Here is a 21,027-nt window from a genome sequence, read left to right as displayed (position 1 = left end):
TAGTGTATGGTAAGGGTTTAATAAAAGGCTTAGGAGTTACAATTAAAGAATTTTTTAAACCAAAGGTAACCGTACAATATCCTGATAAACGATTACCTATCCCCGATAGATTCTATGGTCGACCGGAATTTGATTATGATAAATGTATTGGCTGTAACCAGTGTGTTAATGCCTGTCCTAATAAGGTAATTAAACTGGAAACTGAAACAGTGGATAAAAAGAAAGTAGTAACCAAGTATGATTTTGACCAGCAATATTGTTTGTTTTGTGGTATGTGTGAGGAGTCTTGTCCCAAAGCTGCTATTACTTTCTCTAATGATTTTGAGTTAACTCAGTATAATCGCGACGATATTAGAATTAAATTTGTTAAACCAGAACAGGTTGAGAAGAGGAAAGAAGAAATTAGGAAAGCAACGGCAGAAAAGGCTGCAGCTGAAGCAGCTAAAGCTAGGGACGAAGCAAAGGGGAATCCCGAAGAATCAGGCAAGGAGGGAAATTGATGGCGAATATATATGAATTAATCGCCTTTGTCCTGCTGAGCGGGTTAATCCTAGGTTCTGCCTTGTTGGTGGTAACTTTAAGAAACTTAGTTCACAGCGTTCTTTGGTTGATTGTGACATTTATTGGTATAGCAGGTATTTTTGTTTTGTTAAGTGCGGATTTTGTAGCGGCGGTTCAAGTGCTGGTTTATGCGGGTGCCGTTTGTATTATGATTGTCTTTGGTGTCATGTTTGTTCAGCGGCCGGATATAGAACATTCAAACCCAGTCAATGGACGTTATAAAATTGCATTTCCGGTGGTTGGTGGGCTTTTTGTTTGCATTGGTTTACTTATGGCTCGCAGCCAGTGGGATATCAGCCAACAAGCTGTACCTGAAAAAACTATTCAAGCCTTATCACCTATTCTACTGTATGACTTTACCATACCCTTTGAAGTGGCAGCTGTCCTTTTGACGGTAGCCCTAACAGGTGCCTTATTACTGGTTAAGGAGGTGAAGGCAAATGGGGACAGGTCTTAATCCTTCTTATTTTATTGGGTTAAGTGCAGCTCTTTTTCTCATCGGAGCCTATGGTGTGATATCCAGAAAAAATGCCATTGCTGTATTGATTTCCATTGAATTGATGCTTTCGGCTGTAAACGTCAATTTAGTGGCCATGAATAAATTTTTTACCCCGGAAGCCTTCGTCGGACAAATCTTTGCAATCTTTATCATTACCGTTGCTGCTGCGGAGGTTGGACTGGGCTTAGCCATTGTGATTGCTATTCATAGAAAACGGCATTCCGTTAATTTAGATGATTTTGATCTAATGAAATGGTAGCCCGCGGGTTGGAAGGAAGGTGTTAAAGAAATGGTTGAATTTGCTTTAGGTCATGCCTGGCTAGTTCCCTTACTACCAGCCTTGGCCTTTGTCTTGATCGTTTTTCTTACTAGACCCTGGCCGAAACTTAGCTCGTCAATTGCGATTGCCGCAATGGTGTCATCCTTTGTTTTGGCTGCTTCCATCGCCTATGGGGTTTTTACCAATCCGCATTTTATTGAAGAGCCATTGGTTTATTCCCTCAGATGGTTTGGTATGGAAGGGTTTACAGTCAACGTTGGGGTAAAACTGGACCCCACTTCTGCCATGATGCTTTTCATGGTTTCATTGGTGGCAACCTTAATTCAGATATATTCCACAGGCTATATGAAGGGTGACCCTCAGTACTCGGTATTTTTCTCCTACCTGTCACTCTTTGCAGCCTCTATGCTAGGACTAGTCATCGCCAGTAACCTACTGCAGATGTTTATTATGTGGGAATTGGTGGGCCTTTGCTCTTATCTGCTCATCGGTTTCTATACCTTTAAGATTTCAGCCAGAGAAGCAGCCAAAAAGGCCTTTATGACAACTCGTATTGGGGATTTCGGTATGCTATTGGGCTTACTGTTTTTGCAAATTATCTTTGGCACCCTTGATTTAGTTGAGTTGGCCCAAAGGGTTCCGAACTATGAACAGTATGGCTTATCCCTTGGTTTGCTGACTTTCATTGCGATACTTGTATTTATCGGTCCCATTGGTAAATCTGGTCAATTTCCCCTGCACGTATGGTTGCCGGATGCCATGGAAGGGCCTACGCCAGTTTCTGCCCTGATCCACGCTGCCACCATGGTAGTGGCAGGTGTCTATCTGGTAGGCAGAACAATGTTCCTCTTTACTGAAGTTCCTGGTGCCATGGAAGTAGTGGCCTTTATTGGTGCCTTTACTGCCTTATTTGCCGCCACCATTGCCATTACTCAAAGAGAAATTAAGCGTATTTTAGCCTATTCCACGGTTTCACAGTTGGGTTATATGATGTTGGCTTTAGGGGTTGGCAGCCTTTCCGCCAGTATGTTCCACCTGTGGACCCACGCTTTCTTCAAGGCACTGATGTTCCTGGCAGCAGGCTCTGTGCTGCATGCTTTGCATGACAAGGCAGATGTTTGGAAAATGGGCGGTCTGATCAAAAAAATGCCCATCACCGGTTGGACCTTTGTCATTGGCGGTTTAGCCATTGCCGGTATCCCACCCTTTGCCGGTTTCTGGTCGAAGGATGAAATTCTGGTTGTGACCATGGAGTATGCCCAACATGGTCATGGACTGGGCTATGTTTTATTTGCGATGGCAGCCTTTACAGCATTTTTAACCGCCTTTTACATGTGGCGGATGATCTTCTTAGCCTTTTTCGGTGCGGAAAAACCAGAAAATCACCCTCACGAGTCCCCTTTAAGTATGACCTTCCCGCTGATGGTTCTGGCAGTGTTTGCCACAGTGGGTGGTTTAATTGGTACTCCCTGGGCCAATGTTTGGGGTCAATGGATTCATTTTGGACATCCCCATGCGGCAGCACCTGCCTATGGACTGATGGCACTATCCGTCGTTCTGGCCTTGGCTGGCATAGGCTTAGCCTATACCCTTTACTGTAAGGATACGGAAAAGCAAAGGGCCCAACAGCTGGCAGAGAAATACCCGACCCTTTACAAGATTTCCTACAACAAGTATTACATTGATGAACTTTATCAATGGTTTAATCAAAAGGTTGTGGATGGTGGAGCAAAGGTACTGTATTGGTTTGATATCCATGTGGTGGATAAATTCATTAATGATATGTCAGAGCTCACAGGCTTAACTGGAAAAGGTTTTCGTTATTTTCAAACCGGTAAACTGCAGACCTATGCCTTGGTGTTCTTCCTTGGACTGCTGGTCATAACTGTGGTACTGGCCTTTGGTGATCCAACTTCCGCTGGTATCATGGGAGGTGTTAAATAATGAATATTCCTGTACTAACCTTAACCTTACTATCTCCTATCCTGGCTGCCTTTGTGATCATGTTTATCCCCAAAGAAGAGGATAAGCTGTGTAAATGGGTAGCAGCTGCTGGTACAGGAACAGCTTTACTCCTAAGTCTATACGTTTATTTTGGCTATGACCAATCCGTGGGCGGTTTGCAGTGGGTAGACTTTGGTGGACCCGTTCCCTGGATTCGCGATCTGGGAGTTTCTTGGTACATGGCGGTGGATGGCCTAAGCCTACCCATGCTGTTGCTAACGAACTTAATCGGTTTTACAGCGGTATTTGCTTCTTGGAACATTACCCTGCGGGCCAAGGAATTGATGATCTACCTGCTGGTTTTAATTGCCGGTGTGATGGGAACCTTCATCGCCCAAGATTTGTTTATCTTCCTCCTGTTCTATGAAGTGGTGGTTATTCCCATTTATATTATGGTTATTATCTGGGGCAGCTCGAAACGGGTCACCAAGGAATATGCCGGCATGAAGCTGACCATCTATTTATTAATTGGATCGGCATTCCTGCTGGTGGGCGTAATTGCCATCTTTGTGCAAGCTTTGCAGATAACGGGTGTACCCAATATGAGCTTTGAAGCCCTGTCTCGGGTGGCTTTTCCGGAGCAATTCCAAATCTATATGTTTGCCTTATTGCTGATTGGTTTTGGTTCCTTGCTTTCGATGTGGCCCTTTCACTCCTGGTCACCGGATGGTTACGCCGGTGCACCCACTGCGGTATCCATGATTCACGCAGGGGTTTTAAAGAAAATTGGGGGCTACGGTCTGATTCGCTTTGCGGTGTTTGTACTGCCCCTAGGAGCAAAATTTTGGGCCCCTTATATTGCTGTTTTGGGTGTGATCGGTGTGGCCTATGCGGCCATGGGAGCCTTGGCCCAAAAGGATCTTAAATATGTTGTTGGTTATTCTTCTGTGTCCCACATGGGCTATGTATTGCTGGGGGTAGCTACCCTGGGCGTTGTAGGGGTCAATGGGGCTGTGGCAAACATGTTTGCCCACGGTGTTATGGCAGCATTATTCTTCTCCATGATTGGCTTTATTTATGAGAAGACCCATACTCGTTGGATTCCGGATCTCGGAGGAATATCCCATTACGCGCCTCGCTTGTCCGTTGGTTTTATGATGGCGGCCATGGCGTCTCTGGGCCTGCCAGGTTTAGTCAGTTTTATACCAGAGTTTACTATTTTTGTGGAATCCTTTAAGGTCTATGGTATATTGGCAGTTCTCGCCATTGCCGGGATTATTATTACCGCTTTGTATGTATTGCGGGCCGGTGCCAACACCCTCTTTGGACCTGCCAGAGAAGAATACAAAGACATTAAGGATATTCGAGGACCGGAACTGGTGCCACTGGTTGTCCTGGGCGGGGTTCTAGTTATCGGAGGTATTCTTCCCTCACTGCTGTTTGACATGGTGAATAGCGGGGTAGCGCCCATTCTAGCGCATATCAACGAAGCCCTGCAGTTAGGGGGGAGATAATAAATGGAACTTAATTTTTCGTTGCTAATGCCTGAGCTTGCCTTGTTTGGAGTAGGATTACTAACCTTTGTTTTGGGGTTGCTTGTTCCTTCCCAATCAAGAAAGGGATTGGGGAGCATTGCTCTAATGGGACTAATCCTGGTACTGGGTGTTACCGTGGCTAACTGGTCTAACCAGGGAGTCATGTTAAATGGCATGTATATTGTGGATCGTTATGCCATGTTCTTTAAGATCCTATGCCTAACCTCGGCGATACTGGTTGTATTCGGTTCGTACAAATATGTCGACCAGCAGGTAAAAAATCACTTTGAATATTACTCAACCATTATGTTTACCACCCTTGGTATGATGGTAATGATTTCAGCCGGTGATTTTATTACCCTGTATATGGGACTTGAACTGATGACCATTTCCTTTGTTATTCTGGCGGCTTTTCGCTCCACAGAGGCCAAATCTTTAGAGGCTGGCATGAAGTATCTGTTATTGGCTGGCATGTCAACGGCCGTGTTGCTTTATGGTCTAAGTCTGGTATATGGTACCACAGGAACCATCCTGATTGGAGAAGTTGCCAGTAAAGTTGCCGCAGGGGTAGACTCCCCGCTGTTAATCGTAGGATTGGTTATGCTGGTGGCTGGTTTAGGATTTAAAATATCAGCGGTGCCCTTTCACATGTGGTCGCCGGATGTTTACGAAGGAGCACCTACACCCGTAACCTCTTTCCTGGCCGTAGCTTCCAAGGCAGCCTCCTTTGCCGTTTTCGTTCGGCTGTTTATTGGCGGTTTTGGTGTGATCCAGGAACACTGGGTTGGGCTGATTGCAGTTTTGGCTGCTTTAAGTATGGTCATTGGCAACCTGGTGGCGATACCCCAAACAAACATTAAAAGGATGCTTGCTTATTCCAGCGTTGCTCAGGCAGGCTATATCATGGTTGGTTTAGTTGCTGTTTCAGAGGCCGGCATTAAAGGTGTTATGTTTTATGCCTTTCTCTATGTCTTTGCAACCATAGGGGCCTTTACCGTGGTGGCAGCGGTTAGCAACCAAACCGGCAGTGATGAAATCGCAGATTATGCCGGACTGATTCAAAGGGCTCCGCTGGCAGCCAGTGTCATGTTGGTTTCTCTTTTATCAATGGCAGGTATTCCGCCATTGGCAGGTTTTGTAGGAAAGTTCTATCTTTTCCAAACGGTGGTTCAAGATCATCTGTGGTTAGTCTTTTTAGGCTTAATCATGAGTATGATTTCCGTCTATTACTACTTGAGGGTGATACTCGTAATATTTAGGGATGAACCGAAGGATGCCTCACCCATCCGATTGGGAGGAGCCACCGCCATAACCTTGGTGATCACCATGGTGGCTACCATTCTTTTAGGCATTTATCCCGGCCCATTGTCTGAAATGGCAAATACGGCTGCCCAATCCTTTTTAATAAGATAAAACGTGACCCCCGTTTTCATAACTTCTCCTCCCCATGTAGATCATTGTCTATGTGGGGATTTTTTTTAGCGAAGACAGCAAGGCTAAAAGCCAAAAGACGAATGGCTAATTTACGGAGGAAAATTTAGCTGGAATCAAGAAACTTAGTACAAGTCACGAGGCGTCATGGAAGGAGGGGGAATATGACCTTTCAGAGAAAAGCCCTGGGAAAAAGAGGGGAAGAGGAGGCCTGTAAATATCTTCAGAAAATGGGTTACCGTTTGCTGGAAAGAAATTACCGTTGTAAATTAGGGGAACTGGACATTGTTGCCAAAGACTCACCAGGCGTGTTGGTATTTATAGAGGTTCGCTCCCGGTCGGGCAAGAATTTTGGTCTACCCGAAGAAAGCATAAACTACACCAAGAAAAACAAACTCAGAACATTGGCCAATTATTTTTTAATGACCAGACCTGAGTTTACCAGAGTACCTTGCCGCTTTGATATTATGGCAGTTTATTTCAACAAAGAGGGTCAACTTGAAAAAATAAACCACATCAAAAACGCCTTTTAATGCCTTTCCAACTGTCCAACTAGCCAACTTTCCATCTAACTAACCAGACTGAGCATATTTGCAAAAGCTCTTGCATTCCGGAATAAAGTAGCGCGAAATACAGTCCTCGGGGAAGCCAGGCAGGCTCTCATAACAGGACGGTGTGTTTTTAGGACGGGAATAAGCACAAGCCACACAGGCTGGTGTGCACCCAAAACGTAGGCAGGCAGTACCACGGGTACCAAATTGAATCTCAACATAACAGGGACGGGGCGTGTCAGAACGGTGATAGGTTAAATTAGGTCCGCCACCCATTAATGAATTCCTCCTTATTTGTATTTTTATTTCTTTGGCCACTTAAATTGCATCGTACCAAGTACAAAGAAGCCAATACCTAGCAAGCCAAACTCCACTTTTTGCTCTACAAAAAAGCTAATGATAATAAATACTATGCCAGTTGTTCGCAGTGATTTCGAAATACTAGGACGCTTATCATCCAAAATCTTTCACCCCTGCACTTGTTTTTGCTTATGTTAACATATTACTTAGTCGATAACAACCGTCATCCGCTCCCTGATAGAGGTGGGTGGCAGCGAAGCTGACGGCTAATAATAAGGCCCCGTACTTTTCTCCATGCTGCTAACAAGGTCCCGGAGTACTTTACTGGCTGGTTCACGAAAGATTAATTGGGCCTGTTCATCCCAGGCAGTGGGCTCTTTATTAATAATCACAATACCCCGGGACAAATAGGGTAACGAAGCAACCGGCTGCACTTGTAAGCTGCTGCCAATTACTAATAACAACTGACAACCTGACATAACCTTTTCTGCTATAAAGTAATCCTCTGACATCCTATCCCCAAACAACACAACCTGAGGACGCAGCAAGCCACCACAATTTGGGCAATGAAAATGATGGCGAAGCTGTTCTAGGCCATAATCATGTTGGCATACTAAGCAGTAACATGCTCTTAAATGGCCATGTACTTCCCAAACCCTTTGCGACCCTGCCTGTTGATGCAGTCCATCAATATTCTGGGTTATGGTACCCAAAAGCCAACCCATCGCTTCAAGCTTTGCCAAAGCCAGATGGGCTTTATTGGGCCTGGCTCGAAGGCATGTATCCCACCATTGAAAATTTAGAGCATAAAAGGATTTGGGGTCTTTTTTTAGTGCTTTGATGCTAGCTACTTCCTGCGGGTCATAGCGATGCCATAAACCAGTATCTTTGCTACGAAAATCGGGGATACCACTTTCTGTGCTGATACCGGCACCAGTTAGTGCCAGAACCTTACCCGCCGTTTTAATTGATTCCACAAGCTTAATTATTCGATCCTGATATAGCAGTTGAGACATCCTTTCATAAAATTATTATATGAGGGCCAATTCTTTTTATTTCCACCAATAGCGTTACTTTTCCTTGACAAATTATAAACAAAATTGAAACAAATCACCCTTAAGATAAAAAGGACCGCCCCAAAGGGGCGGTAGGTTTAGGAATAATTTTTGTCCGAGATTTTTTCCAAGGAGTGGGACATTCTTCTCATATAACACAAGAAGGGAAGGGTCATCGCTATCGAGGCTAAGGTCATAAACATTAAGCCGGGTCCATGGTTTCTATGATAGTCATTAAACATAACTACACCTCCTTGCAATTATTTTTTCTATTTTTAAAAAATAAACCCGAAGAAGATGATGGTATATAAACCATTTCATTTAAAAGAAAAAGAGACTTTCCGTCCCTTCATGTAAATCAAGATATTTTAATGGCAATCCACCTAACAACATTAGGCATGCAAAATAATTGTAAACAAAGGCAAAATCTAAAATGTAATTACCTTATTGCCGTTTTTTATGTAATCAGTTAATATCTGACCGGTATATTTGACATCTACTCCCAGTGCCTGTAACGCTTCAGTAATACCGTAAGAGTCAGAACAAGACTTACAGGCAATTACATTGACACCTAATTCCTGCATTCGTTTTATATGGTCTTGTAGTTCCTTGTCCTCGGTTAATAACTTAGAAGATGCCCCCCAGACCATTAAAGTAATTTTCTCCCACCAACCCCTAAGCATAGAATTAGTGGAATACATGAACACCATCCTTATTGCCACATCCCGATCCCCACTGGTCCAAATTACCACAAGCTCGTCCTGCACTTATTGATCACCTCATTAAAGATTTTATTTTAATTATAACATTTAACTAATTCGAAATATTGCCTAAATTTAAAGGAAACTTATTAATTATGGTGAACTAGATCTAAAAAGAAGTGGGGAAGTTTAGATGGGGGAAATTACGTGCTAGCAATTATTGATAGTGTAGCTTTACTTGGTTTAGATGGTCAAAGGGTTCGGGTGGAGGTAGATGTTACGCATGGTTTACCTGGCTGGGATATTGTTGGCCTCCCCGATATTGCCGTTCGGGAGTCTAAGGACAGAGTTCGCTCTGCTATTAAAAACTCCTTTATGGATTACCCCATTCAGAGAATAACCGTAAATTTAGCCCCTGCGGATCTGCGTAAGGAAGGGCCAGTTTATGATTTGCCGATTGCTGTGGGCATTTTAGCAGCCACTGGTCAAGTTAATCCCGAACGGACGAATGAAATGTTGTTTATTGGTGAACTGTCCTTGGATGGCTCCCTGCGGGGTGTCCATGGGGTATTGCCATTGGTCATGGCAGCCAGGGACCTAGGAATAAAAAAGGTTATTGTGCCGCTGGACAATGCGGCAGAGGCGGCATTGGTTAGGGATGTTGAAGTATTTGGTTTAACAAATCTAGTCGAACTCTCAGGGGCACTAAGGGGGGAAACTGAACTAATACCTTTTTCATTGGAAGAGTTTACTACGGCCCATTCTGATGGAGAAGGGTTAGATTTTGTAGATGTACGTGGCCAATTAGCCGCCAAACGTGCAATGGAAATTGCTGCAGCCGGAGGGCATAATATCCTTATGCTAGGTAGTCCGGGTTGTGGGAAGACCATGTTAGCCAGAAGATTACCTTCCATATTGCCGGAGCTTAGCTTTGAAGAATCCCTGGAGGTAACTAAGATTTATAGCTTAGCCGGTCAATTGCCTGCTAAAAACCCTTTAATCCGTCAACGGCCCTTTCGATCACCTCATCACACCAGTTCAACTGCAAGTCTGGTGGGTGGCGGAAGAATTCCCAAACCGGGTGAAATAAGTCTCGCTCACTATGGTATACTCTTTATGGATGAAATTCCGGAATTTCATAAAGACAGCTTAGAGGCACTTAGGCAACCACTGGAGGACGGGTGCGTCAGTGTTTCCAGAGTTGCTGCCAGCTTTACCTTTCCAGCTAATATTATGCTGGTTGGTGCCGCTAACCCTTGTCCCTGCGGTTATCAATTAGACAAAGAAAAAGAATGCACCTGCACGCCACATCAGGCCCAAAAATACATTAACAGAATTTCAGGACCTTTATTGGATCGCATTGATATTCACCTGGAAGTACCTAAGATATCCTACGAAGAATTAAATAATGCACCTCCTGGGGAATCCTCATCTGCCATCAAATCTAGGGTAGAAAAGGCTAGGTGGGTACAAAGGGAGAGGTTTAATAAAAACTCCCTCGCCTGTAATGCCGCCATGGGACCGAGGGAAGTTCGTAAGTATTGCAAGACGGATGCGGCCGGAGCAAAGTTATTACAAGAGGCCTTTAAAAGAATGGGCCTGAGCGCAAGATCCCATGACCGTATTTTAAAGGTTGCCAGAACCATTGCTGATTTAGCAGGAAGTGAACATCTTTCAGCGAATCATTTGGCTGAGGCGATTCAATACCGGAGTCTTGATCGAATACTACGGAGCTGAAATGTTTTTAGTTTAAAAATGTGGATAGAATACTAGTAGCGATAGAGGAGGTAGAATTTATGCAAGCCAAGGACATTATGAGTACCAATGTTATTACTGTGAAAGGTGATACTACGATTAAGGAAATCGCCGAAAAATTAATAGAAGAAAAGATATCCGGTGTACCAGTGGTTGATGAAGAAGAAAATCTGATCGGAATAGTAACAGAGGGGGATCTCCTGCACAAAGAAGCGAACCCCCGGACTCCCAGGTATTTTGGCATCCTAGGAGCGGTTATTTATTTTGGCGGCATGGAACAGTATAAAGAAGATTTTAAAAAACTGGCAGCCCTAAAGGCCTCTGAAATAATGACCACTAAGGTAGTAACTGCTGCAAAGGAAACGGAGGTCAGTGATCTGGCCAATTTAATGATTAAACACAATATAAAAAGAATCCCCATAACTGAAAATGATAAAATCATCGGAATGGTAAGTAGGGCAGATATTATTAAAACCTTCAAAATGTAGGGAGCGACCCCCGTGTCGTTCCGTTACGGTCGCACCATAAATTGCATAAAGACTTGCAAAAGGTTATAAAGAGATAAAATGGGCGTGTTGCCAAACTACTTTCTTTAGTAGCAGGCAACACGCCCATTTTATCTCTAAGACCCTTGAAATTTAGCCAAAATCTGATCCTTATACATACTTAGGGCCGGGGAAGCTGCACTTCTTTTTTCCATTAATATATTAAATCTAAGTATTTTTTCATTGAGCTTTTTTGTTAAACGATTCTTTTCGTTTTCGTCATAACAATAACTAATAAGTTTTTCTAGAGAAACAATTTCCTTTTTAATTTCTATTTCCTCCGGTACAATACCAGCATTTTTCAGAATACGGTAACCAGCACGGAGGTCCTCGGGTATATGGGACAAATCTTCAAGGGGCAGCGGTTTACCACTGCCGGGTAGATCATTGAAATCTCCCCTATTAATTGATTCTTTTATTTTGTTTTCTGCAATTAGTGTAAAGATATCCATATGAAAATCACCTTCAATTTATATTATATTACAAAGTTTCCCGGTGTAAAATTGTTTAATAATTAAACAGGTTATTTTTTTACTCAATCAAACTAACTTAACACGGACACCTTGACACTCTAAAGAAAATGGAGTTAAATAATATATGTTGAAAAAAACAACCTGTACATGTGACCGGAACATTATACAGTACAATAAACACTAATGAAGGGGATTTATCATGCAATTAACGAAGAAAGAAGTGTTTTTTACAGGATTAGCACTCCTGGCTATGTTTTTTGGTGCAGGAAACCTTATTTTTCCTCCCTTTCTAGGACAACAGGCAGGGGAGCATTTGTGGACTGCTATGTTTGGCTTTATTGTTACTGGTGTAGGACTACCCTTAATGGGGGTTATGGCCGTGGCGAAAGCAGGGGGAGACTTGGAATATTTAGCCAACAGAGTTCACCCGCTTTTTAGCAAAATAATTACTACGATTGTCGTTTTATCCATTGGACCGCTCTTAGCTATTCCACGTACCGCCGCTACCACTTATGAAGTAGCAGTGGTTCCCTTTATCGGCAAGGCATCTGGTTTAAGCCTAGCCATTACATCCTTAATATTTTTTGCAGTTGTGTTACTTTTTGTTTTACGTGGTTCTAAAATAGTTGATGATATTGGAAAAATACTTACACCATTTTTGATAATATTTTTAGCAATCGTTATCATTAAAGGTATTATTGCTCCTCAGGGTACCATCGGTGTGGCACAATTCGAAGCACCCTTTTCCAAGGGATTCTTGGAAGGTTATAATACCATGGATGCACTGGCCTCGGTAATCTTTGGCATGGTAATCGTAAATGCACTGCAAGCCAAGGGAATAAAAGACAAAAAGGTCATAGAAAAAACTACCATTTGGGCCGGCATAATTGCTGCTACAGGGTTATCGACGATTTATTTGGGATTAGCTTATATTGGTGCTACAACGGGTAGTTCCTTTGCCGGGGACAATCCTGGCCAAATGTTATCTTTTTTAACCACAACCTTATTGGGTTCCATTGGTAGAACGGTTATTGCCATAGCCATGACATTAGCCTGCTTAACCACTGCCATTGGATTAGTGGCCTGTTGCGGTAACTTTTTCAACCGCTTAAGCAATGATAGGATAAGTTATAATCGTGTTTGTATCATTACTGTACTGGTAAGTTTATTGTTAGCAAATATGGGTCTTGCCAAAATATTGGAAGTATCTGTCCCATTATTGGTAACAGTTTATCCGATAATTATCGTGTTAGTAATGCTAGCCCTTTGCCATAATCTTTTTAATGGCAATCGGATGGTATATGTTGCATCTATTATTGGCACGTCGGCAGTGGTGCTGACTGGTCTGGTAGAAATGATAGCAACGAAAATAGGCGCGGAAGTTCAGGGTATTACAAATTTAATGGCTATGATACCTTGGCATGACCAGGGCCTAGGTTGGGTCATGCCAGCCCTGTTAATGGCTGCATTGGGACTATTTGTTTCGCCAAAACAACAGAATTAATGTAAAACAAATTCCGATACCCTGCAGCCATGTGGCCTGTGGGGTATTTTTATGCATAATAAAGGTATAAATTGATTACGTAAGATAAAATCGTAACATTGGAATATTATTTAAGGAAAAAGAGAATTACTATGCCTAAATAAGTCCGCCATTGATCCACCACGGCTGAGTAATTTTCAGCTATCCCCGGTCATTAAGTGAAAGCTCTATAATTAAACCCTGCAGATTTTGACTGCAGGGTTTAATTACCTTGGATATTCCTCTGGAGGTGAATTATTGTATCACAAAGGTCAAGCACTGCTTAAGGGGCTGGAAAGGGCTAAGAAAATATCAGGTTCAGATGGCAATCGAATAAATTGGGACAACTTCGATGAAGATAAATTTATTGCTGAATATACTGATATGAAAGATGTTCTTTTAAGGCACAAGCATATGTCTATTGATATTGACAACATCTGGATCTGCGAATTATTTCACGAGGCAAGAAAATTTGAAAAAAGTTTAGAACGAGTTCTTGACAGTATTAAATTGTATAAAACAGGAGTTTTTTTTTGGAAAAAACGTTGGGAAGATAAGCTAATGGAATTGATGGAAATATCAGAGGACCTGCGGCAATTTGAACAGGAAGTGTTTGAGTATCAAAATGTTACAATATTTTCGGATCAAACAAATTCCATGGTATCATCCAATCAAATGCTTCGCATCATCAAACATAAAGAAAGCCGTGCCTATGATTTTATTAGTCTAAGGCTTTCTGCCATTGAGAATAAGAGGGTAAGCTATGTTAGCCTAATGGTGGCAATTGGTGTAACAATCATTTCTGCCCTTAATTATTTTTGCGGCTAGTAGGGTGCGGTCTTGACTGTTCCGTTCAACGCAACGCGACAAAAATGGAATGGTCAAGACCATTTCCTACAAGAAAAAATGTTAACAAGAATCATCCGAGCCTAAATATTAAATGTTTTTTCTGCCTTTTTACAAGTTATATTTTCTATAATTGTTTCACTTACCCCACGTGATTTTAAGTACTGATAGGCTTTTATCACAGCGGTGGGATCATTGGGGAATAGGTTACTGAAATCACAGTTTAACATACCATGCTGGAACTGTTCCATATTTTCATACAAAGCCTCGGTGGTTACATTTCTGGGACGGATGGTAATGGCGGGCATCGCCCCAAATTGATTAACCATATCGAGGATGTCGAGGTTTACATGATCAACTATTAATAAATGTGGCGGAATGTTTGCCTGGGCTGCTATGTTTAGTGTCAATTCGGTAATTGGCAGCCTATTTTCAAAGGGGGTATGAACAATTATTGGGAGCTTATGATCCCGGGCAACCTCAAATTGTGCCTTAAGCACATCCCTTTCCAATTGAGACCCTTGGTTCATACCAACCTCACCAAGACCCACAACCCCTTCAATTTTTAAAAAGTCAGGCAGAGCATCAATTACCCTGGGCCAGTCGTGGGGTATGCCGGCTGGGTGTACACCGATGGTACTATATAGTTTAATACCTAATCCATCCGCATTTTTCTTATAGAAGCCGGTTATCTGACGAAAATGGTCAAAGTAGCTTTCAGCATGTTGGGCACCTAAAACAATGGCACAAGTAATTGCCTTTTTAATACCACCCTCAGCCATCGCCTGTAAGCCCTGGTAAGACATCATTGTAACATGAAGATGACTGTCAACTAAGTAAGACATCATTCAACCTCCTTTATATTAGACATTGGTTATCCTGAAAAATAATCAGGCTACCGTGGTTGGCATAAGTCTTTGTCATCCAGAGCGACAGCAAAGGATCTTTCTAGTATTGAAAGCTTAGACTGAAGATCCTTCGCTGTCGCTCTGGATGATATGAAATTTCATTCTTTGCTGGTGTCATTTACGGCGCGCGAGGTCAATCGCTTATCGTCAATGGGCTAACGGCTAAAGGCTAATAGTGGCCTTACTTAATGTGTATTTTTTTCTTGAGAATAGTTAATAGCAATTTTCAAATGCTTTAGTTCATCCTCCGATAAAGGACAGCCACAGGAAGGACAGGAGAGGGTATCACTTTCCAATATTTCCTGGGTACTTAGGGAAAAAGAATGATCACAATCAGGACACACAAATTGAACATTTAAATCAGTCAAAAATACACCTCCATTTATCATGCGCTGGCCTTTGGTTTCTTATTGGATGACTTTTTCTGCTTATTCTTTAGTTCTAGATATTTAAAATACATCGGCAAGCAAAAAAGAAATATACCAAAAGACAAAACCATTGGTTCCCAGGTAAAACTATCAGACTGATTAACGATCCCGTCAATAAACATCACGAAGGAAACCAGGAAAACCACAGTCGACCATGCCATCAAGAGGGATGGTAAGGTCCTTTTGGCTGGGCAATATTTTTTAATGCCAAGCAAGAAAAAAAAGGTAGCGATAATCCAAACCCAAGATGCAAGCATTTTCTACTCCTTATTATTATGCTATGATTTATTATAGACTGATCGTAAAGGTTTGAAAACCATTTATACCCAACAAGGGTCGAAATTCAGCTAATTGGGTAAAAATATTTAACTCCTAATTGGAGGGCGAAGAATGGATTACTTTAACCCCGAAAAAATAGTAAAAGATTTAATGAGAAAACAAAAGTCAAATATTATTATTGAACAAAGGACTAAGTTTGAATGCAATAGGTGCCAGGATCGGGGCATCTATATGGAGGGTGAATTGGCTGTCCCTTGTCAGTGTGTGAAACGCAAAGCATTGGAAAAAAAGTTTAAAAATTGCCAAATACCAAAGTCTATGCTTAAGCATTCTTTTAACAACTTTCAATTTAGTTATTATTCTAATAATATCAAGGAACCCCTATCAAAACGAACCTATTTAGAAATTGCCCAAAAAACCTATCAATATGCCCAGGAATTTGCGAGGGATTTTGTCAAGGGAAATGCCTATGAAGGATTATTGCTACAAGGTCCTGTTGGTTCGGGTAAAACATTTCTAGCCTGTTGTATCGTAAATCACGTGCTGCGCAATTCAGATAAGGAAGTTTTGTTTGTTATTGTTCCAGATTTGTTGGAAAAAATCAAAGCCACTTATAGCAATACGGGTGATTATACGGAATATAGCCTGGTGGAAGCTGCCTGTGGGGTTCCGTTGTTGGTCATGGACGATTTGGGTGCCCATAATTATACAGACTGGACGAAAAATAAGCTTTATAATATTATAAATTACCGAGTGAATCATGAACTGCCGACAATCATTACCACCAACTTATTTTTAGCTGGGGATTTAACAAGCTTAATTGGCGAGCGGACGGTCTCCAGAATCGAACAAATGTGTCGGCCGTTATGGTTAGAAAGGGAAAGAGATATTCGAGAGGTATTGAGGGAGGAAAAGGCGGTTCAATTAAGACCATAATGAAAAACGAAGGAAACGGGAAAGTACCTGTGAAAAAAAGAACTATAAGAAAATAATGCAAATCCCTTGACCTTTAAAATCTTTGGAGTATAATGAATACAATAACGGTGGGGGTTATTAACTGCATCCGTTGCGGTTTAACTCTTGCCTACACACAACCTTTAAAAAGTCCACTTATTGTGGACTTTTTTCATTTGACTTTCTTGTTTTTGGGAGGGTAAACTTTTCAATATGCATTGAGACAAGATATAATAAAAAGCTAGAGCGAGTAAAAAGATTGGGGGAAGTATGAAATGACGGAAGAAATAATAGCAGAAGAATTATTAACCAGCGAAAAGGTTATTGTAGGGGAAATAATCGCCACGGAAAAACATCCTGATGCCGAAAAACTAACAGTATGTACTGTAAATGTTGGTCAAGAGGAACCACTACAAGTCGTTTGTGGGGCAAAGAATGTAGAATCCGGACTCAAGGTACCAGTGGCTTTGCATGGGGCTAAACTTCCCGGAGGCAGAAAAATTAAGAAAGGGAAACTCAGGGGAGTTTTAAGCAATGGTATGATTTGTGCCCAGGATGAGTTAGGGTTTGAGCGAAATATAGATGGTATCTGGGTCTTAGCCAGCGACACTGAAATAGGAACCCCAGTACCCTTTAAGGAAATAACCCAAACAGAAACTGCAGAATAAAAAAGGGGCTGTTACACAAAAAACGGTTAGTGGTTCTGTGTTACAGCCCTTTTTATGATTAATAATCTAGATCCCAATGGTTTGATTCCAGCCATTTATCTAGACCTTGTTTGGTAAAAATATATTGGTCATTTACTTTTAAATAGGGTATTTGTAGGCCAGAGATTTCATTCGACATATATTTTAAAGTTTCCGTGCTGATATGGAGATAATCGGCTGCTTCATCAAGTGTCATGATATTTTTTTCTTCTTTTTGATTTAACAGAATATGTTCAAAAGATTTTATGCTAGCGGATAGATGATTGAATGAAGTACTTATTATGATTGAACTAGCAAATATGGAAATTGACAAAATAACTGCTCCCAGTAAATAAATTTTATTTTTATCCATTGTGATCAACTCTTTCTTTCTCAAGTCCTCGGGATACTTCATTTTTGCCTCTGTCGAATTTATTGAATAACACTAAAGAACCAAACAATCATTAAAATTTGTATAAATAGCTTGATCAGGGCCCCTCCTAAAAATCCTAACAAGGTACCAAAACCAGATTTTATAGCCTGATCAAAACTGCGTTTAGCCAATAATTCTCCGATAACAGCACCCAGCAAGGGTCCAAGGATGATACCCAGGGGACCCAGAAGTAAAAGTCCTGCAAACATCCCGATTAGAGAACCACGGACAGCGGTTTTGGAGCCGCCATATTTCTTGACACCCCAAATATTTGATAAATAATCAATGGCAAAAATAAAGGCTACCAGGATTAACTGTCCAGCAAAAAAGGACCAGGTTAAGTGAGTGAAATGTTCAAAAAAACCATAGATCAACATTCCGATAAGCAACAAAGGAGCACCAGGCAGGATGGGCAGAATAATCCCAGCCATGCCGGCAATGAAAAAGATACACGCAATAATTAAGCCGGTAGTGGACATTGAATCACCTCTTTTTATAGGCTGTGTGCCATGGGCCATGGCACACAGCTCAAGGCCTTTATCCTATCTTACCACAATGTCTAAGAGAAAAAGAATAATTTGTTGACGCCTGTTTAGTAGAGATATCTATTTACCTGGTAGGAATAATTGCCAATTAAAAGGAAGCAGGATATAATAATCGTTGTTAATCAGAATTTATGATAATGGTGGGTTGTAGATGAATATTAGACTAATCCTGGCGGTTTGGCTGGCAAAGTTGGCCGCCTTTGCGAGCCGAAAGTTTGGCTGGAAAGGATCTTCGTTACCAGGGGTGGTGGCCAGAAAGATCTATCAGGGTACCTTAGCGGATCTAGCAAGACAAGCCCGTAAAGGTGTAATAATGGTTACTGGCACCAATGGCAAGACAACAACCAATAATATGATTGCCAATGTTATCGAAACCGGCGGCTACAAAGTAGTTATCAACCAGGAAGGTGCCAATTTAATTACTGGGGTAACCGCAGCCTTTATCAAACAGGCAAATTTACTAGGCAAAATTGATTGTGATTTTGCCTTGCTGGAAGTAGATGAAGCATCTTTTCCCAAGGTGGTGCAGGAGGTAAAACCCCATTATGTAGTGGTCAATAATTTTTTTCGTGACCAATTAGATCGTTATGGTGAACTAGACACCACTGTTAAGTTGGTTAGGGAAGCCTTAAAAACTTTAGCAAAGGTGCATTTAGTATTAAATACAGATGACCCACTGGTGGCTCAAATGCAGCAGGTAACGGGTCATATCGCCAGTTTTTATGGGTTAGTACCCAACCAGCGTTCAGAAAATGAGACCAAGCAAACCAGAGAGTCAAAATTTTGTCCCCATTGTGGCAATGAACTGCATTATGATTCTTTTCAGTATAGCCAATTAGGGTCCTATAGCTGTACAGAATGTGGCTTTAAACGTAAAGAACCTGAAGTTGAGGCCAGGGCTATTCACAACCTGGGAACTTCATTAGAATGCAGGGTCCGCTATCCCCAAGGGGAAGCTGCCTTAACGATTAATACCCAGGGTTTTTATAACCTGTATAATGCCCTGGCTGCCTTCTCGGTAGGTTATCTAGTAGGAATATCCGTTGAACAGATTCAACAGGGGCTGCTCAAGTATAAACCGGCCGTAGGAAGGATGGAAACCTTTTACTACCATGGGAAAACAGCCCTATTAAATCTAGTTAAAAACCCAACTGGATTTAATGAGGGAATTTCTACCCTGCTCAGTATACCGGGTTCAAAAAACGTATGGATGGCCATCAATGATAATGACGCGGATGGCAGGGATATCTCATGGCTCTGGGATGTGGATTTTGAACACTTAGCCGAGGCCCAGGCTAGTATTGAAACCTTTACCTGTTCAGGCTTACGAGGGGAGGAAATGGCCCTACGCCTTAAATATGCAGGTGTACCTACTGATAAAATAACAATTGACGGGGACATGACAGCGGCCATTCAAAAAACCTTAGAGGGTCCCGGAGAAAGTACCTATCTTTTTTCAACCTATACTGCCCTTTGGCCAGCACAGAAGATATTACTAGAGTTGGCAGAAAAGGAGGAAACCCATGTTAAAGGTTTGCCATCTGTATCCTGATTTATTAAATCTGTATGGGGATAAGGGTAATGTAATTGCTTTTTTACAACGTTGTCGCTGGCGGCAAATACCGGTGGAACTTGTTGAAGTGAATGTTGGGGAACCGGTGAATTTCCATGATATTGACTTTTTATTTCTTGGCGGGGGATCGGACAGAGAGCAGAATTTAATGGCTGCGGATCTTCTGGCAAGAAAAGATTCCCTGATCGAAGCCATTAACCAAGGACTGGTGGTATTGGCCATCTGTGGGGGATATCAAATGCTGGGCCAATATTACCTTACCACCGATGGTCAAAGGATTCCCGGCTTAGGTATTTTAGATCATTATACAAAGGCCGGCAATGTAAGACTGATTGGTAATGTTATCATAGACATGAAAATTGGATCTGAAACCATCAAGGTGGTAGGTTTTGAAAATCATTCGGGTCAAACCTTTATCGGCAATATGGAACCCCTGGGTAAAATAATTACCGGCTATGGCAATAATGGTCAGGACGGTTTAGAAGGGGTCCGGTATAAAAACGTTTTTGGTTCCTATTTACATGGGCCACTTTTACCTAAAAATAGTAAACTAACGGATCGATTCATTAAGCTTTCTTTAGAGCGACGGGGCATAAAACAAGATTTATTGCCATTGGAAGATCATTTTGAGGATCTGGCAGTTAAAGTGATGGTAGACAGGCACATTAAATAATAAATAATTGAAAAAGGTATTGTCAGTTGGCTTACAATTTGTTAGAATAATCACAAGAGCTAATACTGTATACAAAATACTCTTACGGGGGTGGTTGCATGCAATACCTTTTAACTTGGATTGAGGGAGAAGAAGTTTGTTACCGCTTGGTACCTAATTTAAATATTGATAAATCATTAATGGAAGACAAAAATTTAATCATTACGAAACTTGATCCGGAAAAAGTTGAAGAAGAAAAAAAGTACCATCACTAGTCTTGATGAGTCAGGAGAGTCACCTGACTCATTTTTATTGCAACCAAAGGGAGTATCGCAAAGCTACTTTTAGTAGGCCAGCGACACTTCCTTTTTCATTTAAATTGGGAACGACTCCTGTTTTGTTCCCCACATTATATTGCTAAGTCTTTTTTTGTTTTCAGAAAATTGGATCTACCCTATAAAATGTTGGTAACTTTTTATATATAAGAGAATAGAATAGACAAAATTTACAACAAAATTTGTATATCCAGCTACTTGTACAAAAAGATAACAAAAAAGTTACTTTTAGTACA

25 protein-coding genes are annotated in these 21,027 nt (G+C 41.6%); 16 read left to right on the top strand and 9 right to left on the bottom strand.

The features are described 5' to 3' along the window. Window positions 1–2: 2 nt before the first annotated feature. The 7 genes from AC1U9Z_RS02215 (at window position 3) to AC1U9Z_RS02185 (ending at window position 6,783) form a co-directional block, all read left to right on the top strand. The gene (locus AC1U9Z_RS02215; RefSeq protein ID WP_479955548.1) at window positions 3–500 is read left to right on the top strand and encodes a NuoI/complex I 23 kDa subunit family protein; all 498 of its coding nucleotides are present in this window, start codon (window positions 3–5) and stop codon (window positions 498–500) included. After that, a complete protein-coding gene (locus AC1U9Z_RS02210) occupies window positions 500–1,018 on the top strand; it encodes an NADH-quinone oxidoreductase subunit J family protein (RefSeq protein WP_479955547.1) in 519 nt (172 codons plus the stop codon). Before AC1U9Z_RS02215 ends, AC1U9Z_RS02210 begins: the two co-directional genes overlap by 1 nt. After that, a complete protein-coding gene (nuoK, locus tag AC1U9Z_RS02205) occupies window positions 1,002–1,319 on the top strand; it encodes an NADH-quinone oxidoreductase subunit NuoK (protein WP_479955546.1) in 318 nt (105 codons plus the stop codon). Before AC1U9Z_RS02210 ends, nuoK begins: the two co-directional genes overlap by 17 nt. Before the next feature lie 30 nt (window positions 1,320–1,349). Next, on the top strand, window positions 1,350–3,284 hold the full coding sequence (nuoL, locus tag AC1U9Z_RS02200; RefSeq protein ID WP_479955545.1) for an NADH-quinone oxidoreductase subunit L: 1,935 nt from the start codon (window positions 1,350–1,352) through the stop codon (window positions 3,282–3,284). After that, window positions 3,284–4,798: a complex I subunit 4 family protein gene (locus AC1U9Z_RS02195; RefSeq protein ID WP_333530352.1), complete on the top strand. Its 1,515-nt coding sequence runs from the start codon at window positions 3,284–3,286 to the stop codon at window positions 4,796–4,798. Before nuoL ends, AC1U9Z_RS02195 begins: the two co-directional genes overlap by 1 nt. Window positions 4,799–4,801: 3 nt before the next feature. Next, the gene (locus tag AC1U9Z_RS02190) at window positions 4,802–6,232 is read left to right on the top strand and encodes an NADH-quinone oxidoreductase subunit N (protein WP_479955544.1); all 1,431 of its coding nucleotides are present in this window, start codon (window positions 4,802–4,804) and stop codon (window positions 6,230–6,232) included. A 182-nt stretch (window positions 6,233–6,414) separates the two neighbouring features. Further along, entirely contained in the window at window positions 6,415–6,783 is a 369-nt protein-coding gene (locus AC1U9Z_RS02185) for a YraN family protein (RefSeq protein WP_479955543.1), read from the top strand. 39 nt (window positions 6,784–6,822) lie between these two features. Here AC1U9Z_RS02185 and AC1U9Z_RS02180 read toward each other — a convergent pair whose 3' ends face one another. The 4 genes from AC1U9Z_RS02180 to AC1U9Z_RS02165 form a co-directional block, all read right to left on the bottom strand. Continuing rightward, window positions 6,823–7,077 carry a hypothetical protein gene (locus tag AC1U9Z_RS02180; RefSeq protein WP_333530355.1) on the bottom strand — a complete coding sequence of 85 codons (255 nt, stop codon included), beginning with the start codon at window positions 7,075–7,077 and terminating at the stop codon, window positions 6,823–6,825. A 26-nt stretch (window positions 7,078–7,103) separates the two neighbouring features. After that, entirely contained in the window at window positions 7,104–7,262 is a 159-nt protein-coding gene (locus tag AC1U9Z_RS02175) for a hypothetical protein (RefSeq protein WP_333530356.1), read from the bottom strand. 105 nt (window positions 7,263–7,367) lie between these two features. Further along, complete coding sequence (locus AC1U9Z_RS02170) at window positions 7,368–8,117, bottom strand: SIR2 family NAD-dependent protein deacylase (protein ID WP_479955542.1); 750 nt, start codon at window positions 8,115–8,117, stop codon at window positions 7,368–7,370. A gap of 467 nt (window positions 8,118–8,584) precedes the next feature. Then, window positions 8,585–8,923, bottom strand: coding sequence for a DsrE family protein (locus AC1U9Z_RS02165; RefSeq protein WP_479955541.1), 339 nt, complete (start codon window positions 8,921–8,923; stop codon window positions 8,585–8,587). 141 nt (window positions 8,924–9,064) lie between these two features. On the opposite strand from AC1U9Z_RS02165, the gene AC1U9Z_RS02160 reads away from it, so the two are divergent. Together AC1U9Z_RS02160 and AC1U9Z_RS02155 are read left to right on the top strand one after the other, a co-directional pair. Further along, entirely contained in the window at window positions 9,065–10,594 is a 1,530-nt protein-coding gene (locus AC1U9Z_RS02160; RefSeq protein ID WP_479955540.1) for a YifB family Mg chelatase-like AAA ATPase, read from the top strand. Window positions 10,595–10,653: 59 nt separating this feature from the next. Next, window positions 10,654–11,100 carry a CBS domain-containing protein gene (locus AC1U9Z_RS02155; RefSeq protein ID WP_333530360.1) on the top strand — a complete coding sequence of 149 codons (447 nt, stop codon included), beginning with the start codon at window positions 10,654–10,656 and terminating at the stop codon, window positions 11,098–11,100. 134 nt (window positions 11,101–11,234) lie between these two features. On the opposite strand, the gene AC1U9Z_RS02150 is transcribed toward AC1U9Z_RS02155, so the two are convergent. Continuing rightward, window positions 11,235–11,609, bottom strand: coding sequence for a DnaJ family domain-containing protein (locus AC1U9Z_RS02150; RefSeq protein ID WP_479955539.1), 375 nt, complete (start codon window positions 11,607–11,609; stop codon window positions 11,235–11,237). A 220-nt stretch (window positions 11,610–11,829) separates the two neighbouring features. Here AC1U9Z_RS02150 and brnQ point away from each other — a divergent pair, with 220 nt between their 5' ends. Together brnQ and AC1U9Z_RS02140 are read left to right on the top strand one after the other, a co-directional pair. After that, the gene (gene brnQ / locus AC1U9Z_RS02145; RefSeq protein ID WP_479955538.1) at window positions 11,830–13,134 is read left to right on the top strand and encodes a branched-chain amino acid transport system II carrier protein; all 1,305 of its coding nucleotides are present in this window, start codon (window positions 11,830–11,832) and stop codon (window positions 13,132–13,134) included. A gap of 276 nt (window positions 13,135–13,410) precedes the next feature. Next, entirely contained in the window at window positions 13,411–13,980 is a 570-nt protein-coding gene (locus tag AC1U9Z_RS02140; protein ID WP_479955537.1) for a hypothetical protein, read from the top strand. Window positions 13,981–14,081: 101 nt separating this feature from the next. Here the strand turns inward: AC1U9Z_RS02140 and AC1U9Z_RS02135 are convergent, their stop codons facing one another. Then, complete coding sequence (locus AC1U9Z_RS02135; protein WP_479955536.1) at window positions 14,082–14,843, bottom strand: TatD family hydrolase; 762 nt, start codon at window positions 14,841–14,843, stop codon at window positions 14,082–14,084. A 248-nt stretch (window positions 14,844–15,091) separates the two neighbouring features. Further along, window positions 15,092–15,274 (bottom strand): hypothetical protein, encoded by a 183-nt coding sequence (locus AC1U9Z_RS02130; protein WP_333530365.1) that lies wholly within the window; start codon window positions 15,272–15,274, stop codon window positions 15,092–15,094. A 450-nt stretch (window positions 15,275–15,724) separates the two neighbouring features. Here AC1U9Z_RS02130 and AC1U9Z_RS02125 point away from each other — a divergent pair, with 450 nt between their 5' ends. After that, window positions 15,725–16,549 carry an ATP-binding protein gene (locus AC1U9Z_RS02125; RefSeq protein WP_479955535.1) on the top strand — a complete coding sequence of 275 codons (825 nt, stop codon included), beginning with the start codon at window positions 15,725–15,727 and terminating at the stop codon, window positions 16,547–16,549. 293 nt (window positions 16,550–16,842) lie between these two features. Continuing rightward, the gene (ytpR, locus tag AC1U9Z_RS02120) at window positions 16,843–17,235 is read left to right on the top strand and encodes a YtpR family tRNA-binding protein (protein ID WP_479955534.1); all 393 of its coding nucleotides are present in this window, start codon (window positions 16,843–16,845) and stop codon (window positions 17,233–17,235) included. Between the two features lie 58 nt (window positions 17,236–17,293). Here the strand turns inward: ytpR and AC1U9Z_RS02115 are convergent, their stop codons facing one another. After that, entirely contained in the window at window positions 17,294–17,626 is a 333-nt protein-coding gene (locus AC1U9Z_RS02115; RefSeq protein ID WP_479955533.1) for a helix-turn-helix domain-containing protein, read from the bottom strand. A 59-nt stretch (window positions 17,627–17,685) separates the two neighbouring features. Next, window positions 17,686–18,165, bottom strand: a complete 480-nt coding sequence (locus tag AC1U9Z_RS02110) for a DUF456 domain-containing protein (protein WP_479955532.1) — start codon at window positions 18,163–18,165, stop codon at window positions 17,686–17,688. A 217-nt stretch (window positions 18,166–18,382) separates the two neighbouring features. Between AC1U9Z_RS02110 and AC1U9Z_RS02105 the strand changes: the two genes are divergently transcribed. The 3 genes from AC1U9Z_RS02105 (at window position 18,383) to AC1U9Z_RS02095 (ending at window position 20,731) form a co-directional block, all read left to right on the top strand. Beyond that, on the top strand, window positions 18,383–19,783 hold the full coding sequence (locus AC1U9Z_RS02105) for a MurT ligase domain-containing protein (protein ID WP_479955531.1): 1,401 nt from the start codon (window positions 18,383–18,385) through the stop codon (window positions 19,781–19,783). Then, window positions 19,755–20,477, top strand: a complete 723-nt coding sequence (locus AC1U9Z_RS02100; protein ID WP_479955530.1) for a type 1 glutamine amidotransferase — start codon at window positions 19,755–19,757, stop codon at window positions 20,475–20,477. Before AC1U9Z_RS02105 ends, AC1U9Z_RS02100 begins: the two co-directional genes overlap by 29 nt. Before the next feature lie 98 nt (window positions 20,478–20,575). Next, entirely contained in the window at window positions 20,576–20,731 is a 156-nt protein-coding gene (locus AC1U9Z_RS02095; protein WP_479955529.1) for a hypothetical protein, read from the top strand. Window positions 20,732–21,027 lie beyond the last annotated feature (296 nt).

It is taken from the genome of Desulfotomaculum sp., assembly GCF_982386235.1.
The sequence above is the reverse complement of the archived record's forward strand: the minus strand, read 5'-3'. Positions and strand labels throughout refer to the sequence as shown.

What these genes read in the sequence shown, in the direction of transcription:
- AC1U9Z_RS02210 (WP_479955547.1), top strand. Translation starts at nt 500, where the DNA reads ATGGCGAATATATATGAATTAATCGCCTTTGTCCTGCTGAGCGGGTTA.
- nuoK (WP_479955546.1), top strand. Translation starts at nt 1,002, where the DNA reads ATGGGGACAGGTCTTAATCCTTCTTATTTTATTGGGTTAAGTGCAGCT.
- nuoL (WP_479955545.1), top strand. Translation starts at nt 1,350, where the DNA reads ATGGTTGAATTTGCTTTAGGTCATGCCTGGCTAGTTCCCTTACTACCA.
- AC1U9Z_RS02195 (WP_333530352.1), top strand. Translation starts at nt 3,284, where the DNA reads ATGAATATTCCTGTACTAACCTTAACCTTACTATCTCCTATCCTGGCT.
- AC1U9Z_RS02190 (WP_479955544.1), top strand. Translation starts at nt 4,802, where the DNA reads ATGGAACTTAATTTTTCGTTGCTAATGCCTGAGCTTGCCTTGTTTGGA.
- AC1U9Z_RS02185 (WP_479955543.1), top strand. Translation starts at nt 6,415, where the DNA reads ATGACCTTTCAGAGAAAAGCCCTGGGAAAAAGAGGGGAAGAGGAGGCC.
- AC1U9Z_RS02180 (WP_333530355.1), bottom strand. Translation starts at nt 7,077, where the DNA reads ATGGGTGGCGGACCTAATTTAACCTATCACCGTTCTGACACGCCCCGT.
- AC1U9Z_RS02170 (WP_479955542.1), bottom strand. Translation starts at nt 8,117, where the DNA reads ATGTCTCAACTGCTATATCAGGATCGAATAATTAAGCTTGTGGAATCA.
- AC1U9Z_RS02155 (WP_333530360.1), top strand. Translation starts at nt 10,654, where the DNA reads ATGCAAGCCAAGGACATTATGAGTACCAATGTTATTACTGTGAAAGGT.
- AC1U9Z_RS02150 (WP_479955539.1), bottom strand. Translation starts at nt 11,609, where the DNA reads ATGGATATCTTTACACTAATTGCAGAAAACAAAATAAAAGAATCAATT.
- brnQ (WP_479955538.1), top strand. Translation starts at nt 11,830, where the DNA reads ATGCAATTAACGAAGAAAGAAGTGTTTTTTACAGGATTAGCACTCCTG.
- AC1U9Z_RS02135 (WP_479955536.1), bottom strand. Translation starts at nt 14,843, where the DNA reads ATGTCTTACTTAGTTGACAGTCATCTTCATGTTACAATGATGTCTTAC.
- AC1U9Z_RS02125 (WP_479955535.1), top strand. Translation starts at nt 15,725, where the DNA reads ATGGATTACTTTAACCCCGAAAAAATAGTAAAAGATTTAATGAGAAAA.
- ytpR (WP_479955534.1), top strand. Translation starts at nt 16,843, where the DNA reads ATGACGGAAGAAATAATAGCAGAAGAATTATTAACCAGCGAAAAGGTT.
- AC1U9Z_RS02115 (WP_479955533.1), bottom strand. Translation starts at nt 17,626, where the DNA reads ATGGATAAAAATAAAATTTATTTACTGGGAGCAGTTATTTTGTCAATT.
- AC1U9Z_RS02110 (WP_479955532.1), bottom strand. Translation starts at nt 18,165, where the DNA reads ATGTCCACTACCGGCTTAATTATTGCGTGTATCTTTTTCATTGCCGGC.
- AC1U9Z_RS02105 (WP_479955531.1), top strand. Translation starts at nt 18,383, where the DNA reads ATGAATATTAGACTAATCCTGGCGGTTTGGCTGGCAAAGTTGGCCGCC.
- AC1U9Z_RS02100 (WP_479955530.1), top strand. Translation starts at nt 19,755, where the DNA reads ATGTTAAAGGTTTGCCATCTGTATCCTGATTTATTAAATCTGTATGGG.
- AC1U9Z_RS02095 (WP_479955529.1), top strand. Translation starts at nt 20,576, where the DNA reads ATGCAATACCTTTTAACTTGGATTGAGGGAGAAGAAGTTTGTTACCGC.